General features: G+C 46.7%; 18 protein-coding genes and 1 pseudogene. 5 read left to right on the top strand and 14 right to left on the bottom strand.

The window, feature by feature from the left end; genetic code table 11:
* Window positions 1-178: 178 nt before the first annotated feature.
* Window positions 179-703 carry a hypothetical protein gene (locus T472_RS05770; protein ID WP_023383317.1) on the top strand — a complete coding sequence of 175 codons (525 nt, stop codon included), beginning with the start codon at window positions 179-181 and terminating at the stop codon, window positions 701-703.
* 101 nt (window positions 704-804) lie between these two features.
* On the opposite strand, the gene T472_RS05775 is transcribed toward T472_RS05770, so the two are convergent.
* The 5 genes and pseudogenes from T472_RS05775 to T472_RS05795 form a co-directional block, all read right to left on the bottom strand.
* On the bottom strand, window positions 805-1,248 hold the full coding sequence (locus T472_RS05775) for an arsenate reductase ArsC (protein WP_023383316.1): 444 nt from the start codon (window positions 1,246-1,248) through the stop codon (window positions 805-807).
* A gap of 107 nt (window positions 1,249-1,355) precedes the next feature.
* The gene (locus tag T472_RS05780; RefSeq protein WP_023863407.1) at window positions 1,356-2,543 is read right to left on the bottom strand and encodes a S1C family serine protease; all 1,188 of its coding nucleotides are present in this window, start codon (window positions 2,541-2,543) and stop codon (window positions 1,356-1,358) included.
* A gap of 219 nt (window positions 2,544-2,762) precedes the next feature.
* Window positions 2,763-4,060 (bottom strand): annotated as a pseudogene (locus T472_RS05785) (DEAD/DEAH box helicase).
* A 256-nt stretch (window positions 4,061-4,316) separates the two neighbouring features.
* Window positions 4,317-4,988 (bottom strand): alpha/beta hydrolase, encoded by a 672-nt coding sequence (locus T472_RS05790; protein ID WP_023383314.1) that lies wholly within the window; start codon window positions 4,986-4,988, stop codon window positions 4,317-4,319.
* Between the two features lie 2 nt (window positions 4,989-4,990).
* Window positions 4,991-6,148 (bottom strand): DUF362 domain-containing protein, encoded by a 1,158-nt coding sequence (locus tag T472_RS05795; RefSeq protein WP_023383313.1) that lies wholly within the window; start codon window positions 6,146-6,148, stop codon window positions 4,991-4,993.
* Between the two features lie 562 nt (window positions 6,149-6,710).
* Here T472_RS05795 and T472_RS05800 point away from each other — a divergent pair.
* Window positions 6,711-7,400, top strand: coding sequence for an anti-sigma-I factor RsgI family protein (locus T472_RS05800; RefSeq protein ID WP_023383312.1), 690 nt, complete (start codon window positions 6,711-6,713; stop codon window positions 7,398-7,400).
* A gap of 96 nt (window positions 7,401-7,496) precedes the next feature.
* Here the strand turns inward: T472_RS05800 and T472_RS05805 are convergent, their stop codons facing one another.
* The gene (locus tag T472_RS05805) at window positions 7,497-8,375 is read right to left on the bottom strand and encodes a VOC family protein (protein WP_023383311.1); all 879 of its coding nucleotides are present in this window, start codon (window positions 8,373-8,375) and stop codon (window positions 7,497-7,499) included.
* 214 nt (window positions 8,376-8,589) lie between these two features.
* Between T472_RS05805 and T472_RS05810 the strand changes: the two genes are divergently transcribed.
* Both T472_RS05810 and hpt read left to right on the top strand, forming a co-directional pair.
* The gene (locus tag T472_RS05810; protein ID WP_023383310.1) at window positions 8,590-9,525 is read left to right on the top strand and encodes a cytidylate kinase family protein; all 936 of its coding nucleotides are present in this window, start codon (window positions 8,590-8,592) and stop codon (window positions 9,523-9,525) included.
* Window positions 9,518-10,045, top strand: coding sequence for a hypoxanthine phosphoribosyltransferase (gene hpt, locus T472_RS05815; RefSeq protein WP_023383309.1), 528 nt, complete (start codon window positions 9,518-9,520; stop codon window positions 10,043-10,045). Before T472_RS05810 ends, hpt begins: the two co-directional genes overlap by 8 nt.
* 611 nt (window positions 10,046-10,656) lie before the next feature.
* Here hpt and recA read toward each other — a convergent pair.
* Window positions 10,657-11,718 (bottom strand): recombinase RecA, encoded by a 1,062-nt coding sequence (gene recA / locus T472_RS05820; RefSeq protein WP_023863408.1) that lies wholly within the window; start codon window positions 11,716-11,718, stop codon window positions 10,657-10,659.
* Between the two features lie 95 nt (window positions 11,719-11,813).
* Window positions 11,814-12,314, bottom strand: a complete 501-nt coding sequence (locus T472_RS05825; RefSeq protein ID WP_023383291.1) for a CarD family transcriptional regulator — start codon at window positions 12,312-12,314, stop codon at window positions 11,814-11,816.
* A 131-nt stretch (window positions 12,315-12,445) separates the two neighbouring features.
* Between T472_RS05825 and T472_RS05830 the strand changes: the two genes are divergently transcribed.
* A complete protein-coding gene (locus T472_RS05830; protein WP_023383290.1) occupies window positions 12,446-12,874 on the top strand; it encodes a helix-turn-helix domain-containing protein in 429 nt (142 codons plus the stop codon).
* A gap of 221 nt (window positions 12,875-13,095) precedes the next feature.
* Here T472_RS05830 and T472_RS05835 read toward each other — a convergent pair whose 3' ends face one another.
* From T472_RS05835 to htpG, 6 genes are all read right to left on the bottom strand, one after another.
* Window positions 13,096-14,481 (bottom strand): MATE family efflux transporter, encoded by a 1,386-nt coding sequence (locus T472_RS05835; protein WP_023383288.1) that lies wholly within the window; start codon window positions 14,479-14,481, stop codon window positions 13,096-13,098.
* Window positions 14,478-15,503, bottom strand: a complete 1,026-nt coding sequence (locus T472_RS05840) for an aldo/keto reductase (protein ID WP_023383287.1) — start codon at window positions 15,501-15,503, stop codon at window positions 14,478-14,480. Before T472_RS05840 ends, T472_RS05835 begins: the two co-directional genes overlap by 4 nt.
* A gap of 24 nt (window positions 15,504-15,527) precedes the next feature.
* Window positions 15,528-16,067, bottom strand: a complete 540-nt coding sequence (locus T472_RS05845; RefSeq protein ID WP_023383286.1) for a flavodoxin family protein — start codon at window positions 16,065-16,067, stop codon at window positions 15,528-15,530.
* A gap of 268 nt (window positions 16,068-16,335) precedes the next feature.
* Window positions 16,336-16,761 (bottom strand): SRPBCC family protein, encoded by a 426-nt coding sequence (locus tag T472_RS05850; RefSeq protein ID WP_023383285.1) that lies wholly within the window; start codon window positions 16,759-16,761, stop codon window positions 16,336-16,338.
* Between the two features lie 125 nt (window positions 16,762-16,886).
* Window positions 16,887-17,387, bottom strand: coding sequence for a DUF7000 family protein (locus tag T472_RS05855; protein ID WP_023383284.1), 501 nt, complete (start codon window positions 17,385-17,387; stop codon window positions 16,887-16,889).
* Window positions 17,388-17,537: 150 nt separating this feature from the next.
* Window positions 17,538-19,418, bottom strand: coding sequence for a molecular chaperone HtpG (gene htpG, locus T472_RS05860; RefSeq protein WP_023383283.1), 1,881 nt, complete (start codon window positions 19,416-19,418; stop codon window positions 17,538-17,540).
* Window positions 19,419-19,420 lie beyond the last annotated feature (2 nt).

A 19,420-nucleotide genomic window follows, 5' to 3' on the forward strand; every position in this document is an offset into this window, starting at 1 on the left:
TTCTTTCCTAATAAATTATATCCCAAACTTGACTTCAGTTCATGCCATTGCTGCATTTTGTGATAGTGAAGCAGGTATGCCATTTTCGGGGATAGCTTTCAGCTCCTGAAAGCTTAATGGAACGTAATGCAGCGAAGTGGTATACTCAGGTTGAGATTACCTTTAGGAAGTGATTATCATGTCCAGGAAGTTTAAGACAGTTATCTTACTCTTTTTATGCATCTCGTCGATACCTGTTCTTCCCGGATGCAGCGCAAAGAGTGCTGAAGGCTTTGCCATATACCTTACAAAGGACGATATCGCGCCAGCAAATATGGAAGCTCTCAGCCACGTTGAGAAATCCTCCATGCCGCTCCTCACTGAAAAGGAACTTGTATCCTATGATGCAGGAGAGCACGCTATGCTGCTTACAGCAGAGGGTATGAGGAGACTTGATGGGCTTGATGTCTCGACAAGAGGAAAATCCTTCCTTGTCTGTGTCGATGGACAGCCGATCTATTGGGGGGCATTCTGGACACCAATTTCATCAATGTCCTTTGAAGGGGTAGTGATAATGCTTCCATTCACTTCCACTGAAGACAATATCGTCAGGATCAGCCTCGGATATCCTGGAGAATCCTTCTATAAAGGCAATGACCCGAGAAACGATAAAAGTGTTATGGAGGCATTGGAAAAAGCCGGAAAGCTTACAGTAAGACCATAAGTCCTGAAACGCTTCAAAGCCATCCGAAGAGCCTTTCTCCGGATGGCTTTGGTTTATCTGTCCATTAATGTAAATTGACTATGAGGTCCTGACAATCCGATTCACCTTCTGGTGATCGAATACTCCCTGTACTGGCTTATTAGCTGCTCCACCCTGTCCTTGATCTCATCCCTCACCCTTCTAGTCTCCTGAAGCTTCTCGTCGTCAGTCCCCCTGAAGTCTGCAGGATCCTCAATGTTCCAGCTCAGAGTATGCAGCGCTGAAGGAAATATGGGACATCTCTGCCCGTTTATCTCGTCGCATACCTTTACGACAATTGAATATGACTTTCCCTTCCTGTAGAAGTCAAAAACTGAGTCTGTCTTGTTTTTGCTTATGTCAATTCCTATCTCATCCATTACCTTTACAGCCAGGGGGTTCAGGTTCCCCTCTTCTATCCCTGCGCTTTCGGCTTCAAAATGCTCACCGCCTAGCTTATTAAGAAACGCTTCAGCCACCTGGCTTCTTGCAGAATTGTGCACACATACGAACAATACCTTCAGCATTATCTGATCACCTCAAAAATATGGTAATCAGATTGTAAACCAAATATTCGGATACTGTTACCTTGCTTTGGTAAAATCCATATTAAGTATGTGTTATGTTTTAAGCCTTAATTGGAGGGCTTGCTTTCCTCGAGTATCAGTGTGGATATTTTTTCAGCTGAGTTCCTTATGACCTTGATCTCAACGCTGTCTCCGACCTCGTATCCATCGAGTGCAGCTGTTATCTCAGCTGCTGTTGAGACCTCGGTACCGCCAACCGAAACTATAAGGTCTCCGCTCTTTAGCCCTGAAGCTTCAGCATTGCTTCCACCTGTCACCTTGAGTACGTATACTCCTGTCTGCGACACCCTGTACATCATGGCTTCCTGGTTTGACGCGATATCCAGGAAGGTCATCCCAAGGCTTATCCTTCCCCTGACATAGCCGTTCTGCATCAGCTCGAGCATCACTGACTTCACATCATTGATTGGGATTGCGAATCCCAGGCCTTCCACATCCGTTCCTGATGACTTCGCAACAACTATGCCAATGAGGTTTCCTGAGCCATCGAAGAGGCCTCCTCCTGAATTTCCCGGGTTGATCGCCGCATTGGTCTGAAGCAGGCTCATTGTCTGGTCGTCCAGGGTTATGTCCCTGTCCAGTGCGCTGATGATACCATCAGTTACCGTGCCACCCAGCTGCCCAAGGGGGTTGCCTATCGCTACAACATCATTGCCTACAACCAGAGTGGATGAATCACCAAGGGTTGCCGGTGAAAGTCCGGAAGCTTCAATCCTTATTATCGCAATATCGGTCTCAACATCGGTCCCGATAAGCTCGGCTTCGTACTCATCTCCTGATACAAGCCTCACTGTTATCTTCTCTGCTCCTTCTATGACGTGGTTATTGGTCACTATGTAGCCATCCTCGGTTATAATGACTCCGCTGCCCGCTCCTTCAGATACGTACTGTGGTGTCCTTTGGCCAGTGACGATCACCTCCGTGGTTATCTCAACAACTGAGGGTGCTGCCAGTTCCGCGATTTCCGGAATGCTAAGGCTTTCTGAAAGGCTTCCAGTGAGGAAGACCGCTTCCACCGATGCTGATTCCGATGAGCTGTCTGTGACATCTTTCCCCATGGCATCCAAAAGTGAGCCTATTGAAACCGCGAGGCATATTGAAGCAACGGCGGCTATCCTTCCCCACTTCTTCCTCTTCCTCCTGGGTGGTTCTGCAGAACCCCACTCGCCCTGTCTCTCTATTCCATCCCTTTCAACAATATCTTCCTTGACCTCGTCATTTTCGAACATCTTCATCTCTCCCCTGCTGCATTTTATTTAAGAAAACGGCTATGCCATCTCTTTCCTTAATCTGATTCTACTGCTGCAAGGTCTTGATTTCCCCGAATGAAGGGCTCACAATTGAAGCAAGAAGAACGCAAAAATCCGTACCTTATTGCTGAAGTTTCCGTAAAAGACCCTGTGGATTCATCTCAGGAAAGCAAAATCCCCCGGAATACCTTCCGGGGGACCATTTTAAAATGCTTTTCTGTTGTACTGCTTTCTCTGCTGCTTGGAATCTGCACCCCTCATGCCCTTAGGCTGCTGGTTCTGCCTGGATGAATCAGGTCTCCTGCCTGAAGACTGCTGATTCCCATAACCCCTTTGGACCGGCTGTGAGGAAGCTGCTTCTGTCGGAACCTCAACAAGCGGGAACGGATGGTCAGAAACCACTGGTATGCTCTTCGAAATCAGCTTCTGGATGTCCTTGAGGAGAGGCTTCTCCTCCTGGTCGCAGAACGAGATGGCCGTTCCTCCAAGTCCTGCCCTTCCGGTCCTTCCTATCCTGTGCACATAGGTTTCAGGTACTTCGGAAGGTCATATATGATTACGTGGGAAAGCTCATCCAAATCTATTCCCCTTGCGGCGATATCCGTAGCAACGAGGATCCTTGTCTTTCTCTCCTTGAAGTTGCTTAAGGCAAGCTGCCTTGCGCCCTGGGATTTGTTTCCATGTATTGCCTGAGCCTGGAAGCCGCTCTTGTCCAGCTGCTTCACTATCTTGTCAGCCCCATGCTTTGTCCTTGAGAATACAAGTGCAGTATCTATGTCCTTGTCCTTAAGGAGCTTTTCAAGCAGCTTTATCTTGTTGGCCTTGTTAACGAAATAGACCGACTGGTCAATTGTGTCGACTGTTGACGCTACTGGAGCCACACTGATCCTTACAGGGTCCTTCAGTATGGAATCGGCAAGCTTCGAGATCTCATCCGGCATTGTTGCTGAAAAGAACATGGTCTGCCTTACCTTTGGAAGGAATCCGATTATCCTCATCACATCATGTATCATTCCCATATCAAGCATCATGTCCGCCTCATCGAGGACAAAGTACTTCACCTTGTCAAGATTCACGAACTTCTGCCCTATGAGGTCAAGGAGCCTTCCAGGAGTTGCGACAAGTATGTCAGCTCCCCTTGACAGCTCATCCGTCTGAGGATTCTGTGACACACCCCCGAAAAGAACCATTGTCTTCAGGCTGAGGTGCCTTCCGTAGGACGTGAAGCTGTCCTTTATCTGTATGGCAAGCTCCCTTGTAGGTGCAAGTATGAGAGCCTTGATCTCCTTCCTGCCCTTCTTCTGCTCGCCCGAAAGCCCCTGCAGTATGGGAATTGAAAATGCGGCTGTCTTTCCGGTCCCTGTCTGTGCAGTGCCCAGAAGGTCCTTGCCTTTAAGCAGTGCCGGTATCGACTGCGCCTGTATGTCTGTGGCTTCAAGATAGCCTTCTTCCTTAAGTGACTTCTGTATTTGCTTTATGATATCAAGATTTTCAAATAACAATAATTTCTCCTTTTGCAGTATGCGCTATACAAATCAGACTTCTTCAATCATAAAAATGATCCGGCTTCATAGGACCCAGTCTGTCAGCAGTTCTGGTTCCACCAGAGGAACAACCGCTTAAATCAGGTGCTTATCCTGTTACGCCGGAATGGATGACCATTGTTATTCATTACAGAAGCGTCATGCCGCTTAATTTTTGCGGCATTCCAATTATACTCTCAATTTGATGCAATGTAAAATTTTTAATTCCTTTGCACTATATACCTTCAGATATGAACCTTATGCCTTTTGCGATACGCTCCGGTATTTCAAAGAAATGATTGCCCTCGTTCATCTCGAAACTGACCTTATACCCCTTTTCTTCAAGAAGCCCACATGTCCTCCTTGTCCAATCCCCGACCCTCGCCATCCTGGGATTCCTTGAGCGCTCCTCCTTGTCACCAAGGGAGATATAAAACCTGGGGTATTTGCTGGATGAGCTGAAGTTCTCGACGAAGTCAAGCCACCCGTCGTACCAGAGGGATCCGGACATGGAAGCAGCTGAGGTGAAATCTTTTGAAGTCATCGCGGAATAAAGCGCAAACAGGCCGCCAAGCGAATAACCGGCTATTGCTCTTTTATGCCCTGAGCCAGTCAATCCCTTCTCAGCCTCCGGCATTATCTTATCTGCCAGAATCTTTAGGAACTCATCTGCCTTGCCTGAAAAGACAGGCTGTCCCCTGAAGGCTGCAGGAGCCTCCCAAGGGGTAAGGTCCCTCTCCCAGTCTATACCTTCTATTGAAACAAGGACGATATCCAGGTCTACCACAAGAGGAAGAAGCTTTTCAGTCTCTTCCCCTATGAGATAGATCACTTTGGAGCTCGATGACCTGCTGAAATCATGGATTGAAATCCTGTAGTTCCCAACATTGAATATGCTGTTCTCCATTCCTATCCTACCCGAAACAGCTTACCGATAAGCTTCCTTCTTGTCACTATGGCACCCTTAGGGCAGAGCTCCTGGCAGCAGAAGCACCTGATGCACTTGCTGTAGTCCCATTTCGGGACTTTCTTTCCATTACGTTCGACAAAGGTTATGACATCAGGTCTCCTTGGACAGACTTCGTCGCACATCCTGCAGCTTATGCATTTTTCGTCGATAACCACTGGGTCCGGAGCCGTTAGTGACCCGATGAGATTGTTAAGCTTGGGGCTCAGGAAATTTACTGCACCGGCGCTTCTGGACAGCTTGAAGTCATCGCATTTAAGCGAGTCGATGGTCTCACCCAGTACTTCGATGTCTTCAGGCATTACCTTTCCCCAGCCTGTCTCGCGGACCGCCTTCAGGAACGGTACGTGGAGGACCTTGTCATATCCTATGAGCCTTACCGCCACAGAATCAACCGCAGCAAGGTCCTCTCCCATTATTATTGAATCAAGCCTCTTCGGCGTCCCGTTCCTCGGTCCGTTGCCCTCCATGGCGACAATGCCGTCCAGTATTGCAAAGCTAGTTCCTACCAGAGAATTGAGGTCCAGCAGCATCTTTGCGAAATTCATCGGGTCAGGCTGCTTCGTATGCCAGACAGCTTTCTGTGATCCATAGAGACAGCCGAACTGGTTCTTTACAGCACCGGTATAGTACATCATGGCATGGGTCTTGAGCTTAGGCAAAGATATCACCACATCAGCCTCATAAGGTGCCCTGGCAACATCCCAGTACCTGAACATGATCGGATCATCAAGCTCCACGTGGACTTCATCCCTAAAATCCGCGAATTTCACTCCATATCTGTCAGCGACCTCAATGAGGCCACCCTTTTCGGCTGCCTTCCTGGCATCCGAGGAGCCAGGAGAATCTCCGAAGGAGATGTCATCTGAGTACTCCGATACGATCCTTATAACTGCCTCAAACATGGCATAGTGTGTTATTACCGGGGAGCCCTTCTCGACCATGCTGAGAAGATTGGGCTTTAGCAGCACCCTGCTTCCAGCCGGTATAAGCTTTCTGAGATATGCCTCCCCTCCAAGCATTTCAAAGCCTTCCCTCAGTTTCCTTTCAAGTGAATCAACATCATAGCTGTCATGCCTCAAGAGACAAACCTTTTCCATAAAACAACCCCTCAATACTAATAATGAAATCTGTACGGAAGCTAAACTAACTCCCACCTTTTCCCCTAATTATATATCCCCCACAGTATATAGCAAAGCATATGGAACCAATACCCCCGACAAAGTGCAGATTGTTGAAGGATACAGGCATCCATCTTCCAAAAATGCATTAGTATGATTGAACCTAATCTGAAACTCATACACAAATTTGCTTTCTGTTCATGATTAGATTGCCATTATTTGACAATCTCATTAAATTATCTGCTTAAATTTGATAATCGCATTATTTCCATTTAATTTTGATTATACTTCAGTTTTAATCAAGTATTTTGTTGTTATTTTCATTTTTTTGTTAGAAAAGTAACTTAGTTAATAATGTGAAAAACTATTTTCAAACACCTCAAATTATAGTATTATAATGTAAACGAAGGTCAATCTAATAATTGATATTAATTCTACAATAAATATCAATTTCATCAATGAAATATCCAGTGAAAAATTGGTTTTCGATGAATTGAGGACTTCAATCCAAGTGACAATATCAGAAAAGTGGAGGTAAATCATGAGAGCATATGTTGAAAAGATAGAGGGAAAGAACGCAATGCTTAAAAGGGAAGACGGGATCAGGATCAAGATCAGGAACAACAGCTACCGTTTAGGTGAAGAGCTTCCGGTCGATGTATCTTCCAGCGGAGTCTTCAGCTTTGCAGCAGCTACCGCTGTTGCAGCAGTATTCATGGTAGGCCTGTTCCTTGCAGCATACCTTACCCCGTATTACTACATAAGCATAGATGCCAATCCAAGCCTGATGGTTCACGCAAACATATTTGAGCGTGTTGTGGGTATCGATCCCATGAATGAAGAGGCAGAGGAACTGTTTGGCGGAAGAAGCTACAACAACATGAAGGTTGAAGATGCGGTTGTCGATGCCTTGTCAACTATAGGTGCAGCCGGGTATTTCGAAGGGATGAGCGCCGATGTGTTCCTTGCACCGGCTACAAGGAATGAAGCCAAATCAAAGCTTCTCGCAGCAAAACTCAAGGATACCGTAGAATCACAGATAAGAAGGAATGGAATAGACGCCAGCATTGAGGCTGATTCAGTAAGCTACTATCTGTTCAGGGACGCTGAGAGACTTGGCGTATCACACGGCAAGCTCCACATCATACAGAACCTGCTTGGATTGGACATAGCAGGAAACATAGAACTTACAGTTAAACAGCTGTTGGAGAAGCTTGACCTAGCGAAGTGACCAGAAAACCATTGATACTTCAAATTCACAACATAAAAAGCAGCCAAATCGGCTGCTTTCTGCTTTATATTCAGTTTCACCAGACCGCTGAGACCACTATCCTTCATATGCCTTCTCAAGGGCTGCGATGTCAAACTTCTTCATCTTTAGGAACGCTTCAGTTACCCTTCTGATCTTTTCCTTGTCCCCGGTCTTCATCATCTCATCCATTGCCGACGGTACGATCTGCCATGAAACCCCGAATTTGTCCTTCAGCCAGCCGCATTGTTCCGCTTCAGGAACGAAGGAAAGCCTGTCCCAATAGTAATCTATCTCTTCCTGGTTTTCACAGTTCACAATGAAGGAAACAGCCTCGTTGAACTGAAATTCATGGGCATAGCCGCTGTCCATAGCCGCAAAGGTCATTCCCTCCAGGGAAAATGAAGCATACATCACCGTTCCCGGCTTGTCGAATTCCAATCCCTCACCATACCTGGTCATGTCTCCCTGCTTAGAATCCCTGAAGACTTCAGTGTAGAAAGCTATGGCTTCCTCAGCCCTTCCATACTCTTCCCCAACGAACATGAGTGTCGGGGTGATCTTCTGCCTGATCTCACCATCCACCAGCATGATCTGCCATGAAAGCCCATATTTGTCCGCGCACCACCCGTATCTTGCACTGAAAGTATACGAATCAAGCTCCATGAGGATGCTTCCACCTTCAGACAGTTTCGACCAAAGGCCGTTAACCTCCTCCGCAGAGCTGCAGTCCACCCTTAATGAAATGGAAGGGTTGAACCTGAAATAGGGCCCCGCGGATATCAGCATGAAATCCTGTCCGGCAAGTTTGATTGTGAGCGTTTCAGCGTCTCCCGACGGTGTATCTTCCAGGATGGCTCCCCCGGTAATCATCGAATCCTCGAATACTCCAACATAGAAATCAGCTGCTTCTCTTGCTTCCTTGTCATACCACAGGTGCGGTACTATCTTACTCATTTAACTGCCTCCTATATTTACAGACGAACAGAATAACTGCTGTCTTTCCTCAAGAATAATTGTATCATGTTAAATTTTGTCAATCCATTAAGAATATGAAAACTTAATGGTACTTTTAAGCTCCACCCCTAACATTTCATCACCACTTGAATACGACGAGGGTGATATTCATGCTAAAATGAAAGTGAGCAGAAATTAGGCAGGTGGTGATGTTATGCTGTTGATCACAATATCCAGACAGACAGGAAGCCTCGGTGATGAGATAGCGGAGGAAGTGTCAAGGATCCTCTCCCTTCCTGTAATCACAAGGCAGACAGCCATGAACGATTGGCTTCCGGAAATAGCTAACAGGCACGAGCTTCATATGCTGTCTGAAAGCCCTGGCTATTACCTTAATGCATCCAGAGCCGGGATGACCTATTCTGAATTCCTTGAAAACAAGCTCAGGACAGTGGTTAAGGACCAATCCGCAATAATCAGCGGAATGGGTTCCCAGATCATATTCGCATCTCATTCTGAAGCCATTCATATAAGGATCATGGCTTCACAGGAGGTGCGAATCGGAAGGGCAATGAAGTCAAACCACCTGGACAGGAAAGACTCTGAGAGGCTTCTGGAGATCACGGACCGTAAGCACAAGAGATACATAAACATGATATATGAGAAGGATTGGGCTGACCCCCTTCTATATGACCTTACACTGAACACGGACAAGCTAAGCATATCGGACGCCGCTGAGGCGATTTCCAGCCTTGCTAAAAACAGGCTGCTTGAAGCCGGCAGGGTTCCCGATCCAAATGGAAACGGCAGCAAAAAGACGGTGGTCTTCAAGCACCCCTCCGAAGAGGAATTCGCAAAGATCCTTGACATGTATTGCCTTGAATGGGAGTATGAGCCCCGGACCTTCCCGATTAAATGGGATGCTGAAGGAAACATCGTACTTGCATTCTCACCTGACTTCTACCTTCCGAAGTTCGATACATATATAGAACTAACCACCATGAACCAGAAGTATGTCTCTGAAAAGAAGAAGAAGGTTGAACAGCTCCGGAAGCTTTACCCGGGAACAAACATAAACATTGTATATAAGAAGGACTTCCATACACTCATAAAGAGGTTTGGAATGCTTGGAGGAAATATAAATGAGTAACGGATTGGGAAAGGTCCTTTTCACCGAGGATGAAATAGCAGGAAGGATTGGTGAGGTAGCAGATGAGATAGACCGTGACTATATTGGCAAGGAACTCATTGTCGTAAGCATCCTCAAAGGTTCGATCTTCTTCCTCACGGACCTCACAAGACGACTCAAGACCCCATTGAAAATTGACTTTCTCGCCATAGGGGTGCCAAAAGGTGACACAGCCCAATCAAGGACAGTAAGCTTCATAAAGGACCTCGACATAGACATTGCGGGTCGCCATGTCCTGCTAGTGGAAGATGTTGTCGGGACAGGCCTTACGTTGGGCTACATACGCCAGCACCTGGAGCGGTGCAGGCCTGCAAGCATAAGGATATGCACTCTTCTCGACAATCACTCCGAAAGGCTCCTGAACATCCCTTTAGCCTACCGCTGCTTTGATATGCCAGACCAGTTCGTGGTCGGCTACGGCCTTGACCATGACGAGAACTACAGGAACCTTCCCTATATTGCCGCTTACAACAGAAAGTAACGATATAAACAGACAGCTGCTGCATCTCTGAATCCGGATTTGCAGCAGCTGTCTGTTTTAAAAAAGATGGGCTCCAACGAACCTTTATCAACATACCTCTTACTTTACCTTCAATTTCCGTTTCCCATTTTCTTTCTTTCCTTGAGTTCTTCATCCTTATTGAATCAGTTACTTCTTGTTTGTCAAAGTCTCATTTCATTTCTTTTCAAATTTTGCATTTATCTTTTCAGGTAATATGCTTGTTTGAATTTCCATGATCTGATTCTTTTTCAAACCTTTTTCTCTTTTTCTTTAAGGGTATAGTAAATTTTACTTTACCGATACTTTTGGTTTGAAGAAATGTTCTGTTTCGTTATCCGGCTCTTTAAGTCTTCTGTCTTGGGAAATCCTTGGAGCTTGTTCTTATTATAAGGGCGTACCAGTTCATTATCAAATACTGCAAGCGGCTATTTCAGTCAATTAATAATGATTATCTGCTGAATGCTCTCTAACGCTTCATAATGCTAATCTTTTCAATTTTCTGATTATTTTTCGCCAACCAGACCCATCCCTGAAATAACACAAGAAGCAGAAGGCGTTCAACCGTTTTTCCGGTTTAGCGCCTTCTACGATTAAATCCTTTCCTCCGTTTTTCCCGCTTGCTGCTCCGCAATCTCGACTGCTCCATCATCCTTTAAAAGCGGCAGTTTGAACCTGTCCCTTATCCTGTTTTCTATTTCCATTGCGATAGAAGGATTGTCCCTAAGGAAAACCTTTGAATTCTCCCTGCCCTGTCCAAGCCTCGTACCCTTGTATGAAAACCAGGCTCCGCCCTTGTCTACTATTCCTTCATTGACTCCGATATCTATAATGCAGCCTGTCCTCGAGACACCTCCGTTGTATATGATGTCAAACTCAGCCTGCCTGAATGGAGGTGCAACCTTGTTCTTGGTCACCTTTACCCTGGTCCTGTTGCCTACCACTTCATCAGCTGACTTGATGGAGTCGATCCTCCTGATATCAAGCCTGACCGTAGAATAGAACTTAAGGGCCCTTCCTCCGGTGGTAGTCTCTGGATTCCCGAACATTATTCCGATCTTTTCCCTGAGCTGGTTTATGAATATGACAATGCAGTTCGACTTGCTGATTACAGAGGTAAGCTTCCTAAGCGCCTGTGACATTAACCTCGCCTGAAGTCCCATATGGGAATCTCCCATCTCCCCTTCTATCTCTGCCCTGGGAACAAGCGCAGCGACTGAGTCAACGACAATGACATCTATGGCATTTGACCTTACAAGCGCTTCAGTTATTTCAAGTGCCTGTTCGCCCGTATCAGGCTGCGAGACTATGAGGTCATCCGTATTTACTCCAAGCCTCTTTGCATAGGACGGGTCAAGGGCATGTTCCGCATCTACGAATGCCGCAGCTCCCCCTGCCTTTTGTGCCTCAGCAACTATGTGCAGGGCGATGGTCGTCTTTCCTGAGGATTCAGGCCCATATATCTCTATCACCCTTCCCCTTGGAACTCCCCCTACCCCGAGTGCTATGTCAAGGGCAAGGCAGCCTGTGGGGATGACCTCGATGTCCATGGCCGAATTTGCGCCAAGCTTCATAATGGAGCCTTTCCCGAACTGTTTCTCTATCTGGCTGATCACCGTATCCAGTGCAGCCAGTCTGTCTGTGTTAATTCCCATATGATCCCTTAATCCGTAATTTTACGGAACCTTCCCAGCCTAAACTGCTGATCAACATATTTCAATATGAGTTATTGTGGCAAAAACAATCCTCTTCATGCCTCATTGGCAAGAAGCGCTGTAACCCTTTCGTTGACCACGTCGAAGGTGGTACTCAGGGATATGGCAAGCTCTGTGAACAGTATTCCCTGAACCACGTTAAGGAGCTTCCTGTCCTTGTCGCTGAACTTCCTTCCCGCCTGCTCGGCACTGTACTTCCTTCTCATAAGAGTATTCACGATAGCTGCGATATCCTTCCTGTTTCCTGTCCTTACTGTCTCAGAATATATCTGGTTCCTCTCATTGTTTATCTCTATCCAGCTCCTGCCAGGCTTACTGAAGGAATCGATAATCTTTTCGGCCTCTTCCTCCTCGATCAGCTCCAGCATGGTTACGCTCTTGTTATCCACTGGTATCCTTATTGTAAGCTTTCTGTCAGCTATCGGATGGAGGACATAGTAGTCCTTATCAACACCCTGGAACCTGTTGCTGCAGATGTCATCCACAAGGCAAATGCCATGAGATGAATAGATCATCATATCTCCCTTATTGAACATAACTCTACCTCACTAAATATTGTCAACCAAGTTGACTATTCACATTTTACATCAAAATCGCATTATTGTCAATTTAGTTGACAATCCAAACTGTTTACAGTATATTTGACTTGTGAAAAAGGAGTGAGCCTATGAAGCAAAAATTTGAAGACCTTGACCTTATCGACCTTATAAGCGAACGTCACCTTTACCTTCGGAAGATAACTGAGAAGACCTGGAATGACACAAGCGACATAAACATATCAAACTCTGAATGGTTCATCATGGCAAGGATCTACGGTTTAAGGCCTACCCTGTCCTACGTATCTAAGAGTGTTGACATCTCCAGGCAGGCAACTCATAAACTCGTCCGGGGCCTTGAGTCAAAGGGGCTGGTATTCATCGAGGATTCAACTGAGAACAACAAGGACAAGTGCATCAGAATGACTCCCCTGGGAGTGGAATGCTATGAGAAGAACCTTACCCTTAAAGATGAACTGGTTGAGAGGATAGCGGAACGCATAGGCATAGGCAATGTGAAGCTTCTTACCGAGATCCTTATGGCTGACTGGGGAATCTGAGAAATAGAATAGCCGTTGCAAAGTGATCAGGCACTTTGTAACGGCTATTTTTATTGACCCTGATAAACTCTTCCCACATGAAGCAGCACCTGTCCCGACCTCTGGTATATTTCCCCGCAAATCATGTCAGGCCTTTCATTCAGCTCCCTGCCGGAATATCTCATGGAGCCTGAATACCTTATGTAGGAAGATGCCGAGAAGCCAGTTGCTTTATCCCTATATCAGATTATCCTGAATTCCTTCCATTTCCCGCTCCTCAGCCTGTATCCGAAAAGGACGGACCTCGCCACCCAGTCAATGCACATGGCTATCCATACCCCCAGGACTCCAAGGTTGAACATGACCCCAAGGATATACGAGAATACAAGTCTGAAGAGTATCATGCTTCCAATTGACACGACCATGGTGTAGCGTACATCTCCAGATGCGCGAAGTGCATTGGAGAGCGTAAATGAGACCGGCCATATCAGTATGGACATCGGGTTGTGGACAAGTATCAGACTGTATGTGGTCCTGATCGCTTCATCTGAAACGGTATATAGCTTCAGCAGAAGCGGCAGGGAAATGAGTATCGCAAGACCCATCAGCGCATTCCCGATGTAGGTTATCTTCATAAGCTTCTTCAGGTACCTTTCAGCTTCAGAGTAGTCTCCTGAACCGACACACTGCCCGATCACAGTTACGATGGCAAGGTTCATTGCCAGTGCGAAGCTTATCGATAGCATCGCCAGGCTGTTACCTACACCATTTGCAGCAATCTGGGCTGTCCCGAACAGTGCGATTATACTTACAAGAAGTACTTTACCGAGCTGGAACAGTCCGTTCTCGATTCCATTTGGGATGGCAATGCCAAGTATCCTGCCTGCCATCTCCCTGTTCCATTTGAAGACCCCTGCAAGCTCCACATGCACCTCGTTGGTCTTGTTCTGTACCCTGACTATCATAATGGCAGCTGCAAGCATACGGGACAGCAGCGCTGAGACTCCTACCCCCAGGACTCCCGCCCTGAATATGAATATCCCTGCTGAGATTCCCAGGACATGGGTAATGTTCATTACAAGGGAGACTCCCATTGTAATGTGGGATTTACCCATGGACCTGAAAAGTGCTGCGCATGAATTGTAGACTGCAAGGAACGGATAGGATAATCCTGAAAGCAGGAAATAGACAACCGCTGCATCCATGACCTCAGGCTCAACCTTTCTGAAAAGGAGCATGAGTACAGGCCTGTGGAAGATCACAACCAGCAGAAGGAATAGCACAGATATCATGGATGTCGTAAGGATAAGCTGGTTCGAAGCCCTTCTTGCGCTTTCCGAATCCCTGTTCCCGATGTACTGTGACACAACCACTGCGCCTCCGGTGGCAAGGGCAGCCAGCACATTGATAAGGAGGAAGTTTATCATCTCGACGATTGACACTCCCGACACCGCAGCCTCACCGGCATAGGAAACCATCATCGTGGCAATCATGCTTACGCCGATGATGAGAAGCTGCTCCATGAAAAGTGGAACTATAAGCTCTCTCAGTGTGCTGTCTGAAAATATCACTTCCTTGATTTCACTTTCTGCTGATTCAGTTTCTTGCATGACATCCTTACTTGTCATACACTGACTTCTCCTGCCAGTATTCTCTTGTAGTCCTCATAATTTCTCTTTAGTAGTTCCGGAGTGTCAAGCCCATACGGACACCTTGAACTGCATTGGCCGCATTCAAGGCAATCCTCTATCTTCCTCATCATCTCCTGTGACTTTTCCATGAGCCATTTTTCAGAGGGTGACCTCCTGAGGAGGAGAGACATCCTTGCACATGTGTTGATCTCTATGTCAACCGGACATGGCATGCAGTATCCGCAGCCTCTGCAGAAAGCTCCAGTAAGCTCCTTCCTGTCATTTTCAATTATCAGGTCAAGTTCAGCGGAAGCCACTGGAGGGTCTGAGACATAGCTCAAAAACTCATCCAGCTCCGTCTCACGCTGGACACCCCAGATCGGAAGCACGTTATCATACCTCGCCATGAATGAATAGGCAGCCCTTGAGTTGTTGATGAGCCCTCCTGCAAGTCCCTTCATCGCGATGAAGCCCATGTCCGCCTCTTTGCATTTCTCGACAAGCCCGATCTCCTTCTCCGAGGACAGATAGCTGAAAGGAAACTGAAGCGTCTCATAAAGTCCTGAATCAATGCACTCATGGGCTACATCAAGCTGATGGTTCGTGACGCCGATATGCCTGATCTTACCCTGCCTTCTGGCTTCAAGCATGCATTCGTACATTCCTGAACCGTCACCTGGTCTGTAGCACACCCTTGGCCAGTGGAACTGGTAAAGGTCTATGTAGTCTGTCCTGAGATTTTCAAGTGACTTTTCAAGGTCGCTCCAGAAGGCCTCCGGCGTCTTAGCGTGGGTCTTCGTGGCGATGTATACCTTATCCCTCATGCCCTCAAAGGCAAGCCCCAGCTTTTCTTCGCTGTCCGAATACCCTCTGGCGGAATCAAAGAACCTTATCCCCCCGTCATATGCCTTCCTGAGAAGCCCTACAGCCGTATCTTTGGTTACCCTCTGTATGGGCAGAGCTCCAAATCCGTTCTTCTCAACTGTTATTCCTGTTTTCCCAAGCCTTACTGTTCCCATTCCCAATCCCCCCGTTATCTTTTGTCAGATGGATCTTCCCATCTCATATGCATCATCGTATGCTCCCTTTCCCTTTACGTCTCCCTTTTTCCAGGAGCCGATACCATATACTATTCCCTTTTCAACAGCACCTTCCAGACAGTAGGTAAAGCCCCTGAAGCCTTCCACAGTCCTATCCATGGCCCTTATGTCGTCATCAGCCGCAGTCAGCATGAAATAGAACTCCTTGTCCCTGATCTCAAGGTATCTGCTATAGGTCCTGTCTATGAGGTTCTTCATCTGACCGTTCATGCTGTAGAAGTAGACCGGAGTAGCCATGACCATCACATCAGAAGCCATGATCTTCGTTAGAACCTCTTCCATGTCATCCTTCCTTACGCATTCCCCCCCGTTCCTCTTGCAGGAATCGCACGCCAGGCAGTTTCCGATGTTCTTCTCCCTGAGATATATGGTTTCAGTCTGATTCCCAGCTTCAATTGCCCCTACAGCGAACCTTTCGCACAGGATATCCGTATTTCCCGATTTCCTCGGACTAGATGAGATTATAAGTACCCTCTTACCCATATTTCCCTCCATTGGCTTTACAATTATTAACGATATCATATCTTTCCCTTTATTATATATCATCCTATCGGGTAAAGTATAATTTTCAAAATATGGTAACTTAGGTATCCCATGTCCATTGTGCGACAGGTAATCAGCTATTCAGGTCTTGGGGACATCTTTAACCTTCCTGATTGAAATGTCAAAGCGCCTCCGGTTCATCATCCGAAGGCGCTAACTCGCCGTTATGTAACTGCTATATCAGCTTGTCAGGGCTTGCGTAAGTCACTTACCTTGACTCCACATACTTCCTGTAATTGTCCATTATTGCCTGCCAGCCAGCTTTCTGGTACTCAGGCGGGAAGGTATGTTCAGCGTCAAAGGTCTCGACGATCCTTACCCCGCCATCCTCCTCGCTGAAGGTTATCCTTACCTTTCTGCCATCCTCCATGGTATAAGCGATGAGGCTGTGCAAAATGACTTCATCATACTTTCCGCCGAAATCAAAACCTGCGCTTCCATCCCTTGCCTCCATCCTTGAGACAAAGCTTCCACCAGTCCTCAAATCGTTCTCGGCATGTGGTGTGAACCAGTCGTCCGAAGCGTTGTTCCAGTTTACTATATGCACTGGCTCGGTCCAGCATTCCCAGACCTTGTCAAGTGATGCATTTACCTTTGTTTCCACTGTGATCACAATGTTCTTTTCAGTTTCCATTTGAACCACCTCCTGCAGTGATGTTAACCTGAATTTATGTACTGCTGAAGAAAGGCCTATTAACTTTCTGTTATTTTCACATTTTTAACAATCACCATGGTTTTAACAGCGCAACCCGTTGTGCCCTACTTGTTCTTTGCATATGAAACCAGTCTCTCCATGTCTGTGATGAACCTCATGGTTTCAGCTTCAATCAGCTTTTTCAGCGCTTCAGCATCATTGAAATCCGGACCTTCAGCTATTGTAAGTGAGATTATCGAGTCTACTCCTGGAGCTGCTTCGGACAGCTCGTAACCTGACAGGTCAGTGCCCTTAAGTGATTTCAGATAATCTGACTGTACCTGCCTGTTTGTACCTGAAAGCCATGCTTCGAAGGAGTTATTATCGTGCAGGTAGACAATGGCGACCTTGAGCTTTCGTGCCTTCAGTGTCTCCGGAGTCATCGTGAAGAAGGTCATGTCCATGAATCCCTGATACAGGGCTCCTGTTGTCATGTCAGCATGACTTTCGGACAGGTATGTCCTTGTTCCTGACATGAACTCCATTATCCCTCTGTATGCCTTCTGAAGGTAACCCTTCTTAAGCTCTTCGTGATACCTTGCTACCTGGTCATTCAGCTTGTCCATGATATCCTCCATTACACATTCTAGTTCCATACAACTAAAGGATACCATAAAAGCTTACCCTGTTTATCACCCTTCACGCATATCACTCACAGAGGAACGCTTCATTTAAAAAAAGAGCCGAAAGTCCATTTCGGTCTTTCGGCACATGTCCTATTTCATTATCTTTACAAGCTGGTTTGTGAATTCAACCGGATCCTCAAGCGGAAGCCCTTCGATCAGGCGTGCCTGACTGTAAAGGAGGCTGGTGTACAGGTTGAACTTGTCCTTATCCTCGGTGAAGGCTTTCTTCAGGCTCTCGAACACCTCATGGTGCGTGTTTATCTCAAGGACCTTGTCTGCGCTGATACCTTCTGCATTTGGCATCGCATTCAGTATCTTCTCCATCTCTATGCTCAGCTCGCCGTCACTTGCAAGGCATACCGGATGGTTCTTCAGTCTCTTTGAAGCCCTGACGCTCTTGACCTTGTCTCCAAGGCTGTCCTTCATGCTGGTGAACAGCTCCTCGTTAGCCTTGTCATCAGCTGAATCCTCTGAAGCCTTGTCTTCAGCCTCTATGCCAAGGTCTCCGCCTGAAACGTTCCTGAATTCCTTCTCACCATACTTCATGAGCATCCTTATCGCAAACTCATCAACGTCGTCAGTGAAGTAAAGTATCTCATATCCCTTGTCTGAAACCATCTCAGTCTGAGGCATCCTGTCAATCTTCTCAGGAGTCTCACCGGTAGCGTAGTATATGTACTTCTGCGATTCAGGCATTCGTCCGACATACTCCGAAAGGGTGACCGGCTTCTTCTCGAGGCTTGAAGTGAACATTATGAGGTCCTGAAGGTCCTCCTTGTTCACACCATAATCGCTGTATAGGCCGTACTTCAGCTGCCTTCCGAATTCCTTGAAGAACTTCTCATACTTCTCCCTGTCATCCTTCTGCATCGCAACGAGCTCATTCTTTATCTTGTTCTTGATGCTCTTGGCAATGAGCTTCAGCTGACGGTCGTGCTGAAGCATCTCCCTTGATATGTTCAGGGAAAGGTCCTCTGAGTCCACCATGCCCTTCACGAAGCTGAAGTGGTCCGGCAGAAGGTCTGGGCACCTGTTCATTATAAGGACTCCGTTGGAATATAGCTCAAGGCCCTTTTCGTACTCCCTGGTGTAGTAGTCGAACGGGATGCTCTCGGGGATGAACATGATCGTATTGAAGCTTACGGTGCCAGATGCGCTCATATGGATATGATTAAGGGGCTTGTCAAAGCCATAGTGCTTCTCCGAATAGAAGTTTTCATAGTCCTCTGCTGTAAGCTCGTTCTTGTTCTTTCTCCAGATAGGGACCATGCTGTTAACAGTCTGCAGCTCAGTGTAGCTCTCACGTTCGGTTTCGGTGCCTTCCTTCAGCCTTGTTCGGGAGACCTCGAGCTTTACAGGGTACCTTATGAAGTCGGAGTATTTCTTTATGAGGGACCTCAGCCTGTAATCCTCAAGATACTCGTCATACTTCTCATCCTCGGTATTCTCCTTTATCAGGAGACAGATTTCAGTGCCATGGGTGTCCTTTTCCGCTGGCTCCACAGTATAGCCTTCGGCTCCGTCTGATTCCCATTTCCATGCGCTGTCTGACCCGACTGCCCTGCTTGTCACGGTCACCCTGTCAGCCACCATGAAGGCTGAATAGAAGCCTACTCCGAACTGGCCTATGATATCATAGCCGTCCTTCAGCTCGTTCTCCTTCTTGAATGACAGGGAGCCGCTCTTTGCGATCACTCCAAGGTTTTCCTCAAGCTCCTCCCTTGTCATTCCTATTCCGGTATCCCTGATCTTAAGGATACGGTTTTCCTTGTCCGGGATTATCTCGATATAGTAGTCATCCTTGTTGAACCTTAATGAATCGTCAGTAAGTGCCTTATAGTACATCTTGTCTATGGCATCGCTGGCATTTGAGATAAGCTCCCTTATGAATATCTCGCGATGAGTGTAGATTGAGTTGATCATGAGGTCCAAAAGCCTCTTTGACTCTGCCTTGAACTGTTTCTTTTCCAAAA

This window comes from Youngiibacter fragilis 232.1, from assembly GCF_000495435.3.
GTDB classification, from domain to species: domain Bacteria; phylum Bacillota; class Clostridia; order Clostridiales; family Clostridiaceae; genus Youngiibacter; species Youngiibacter fragilis.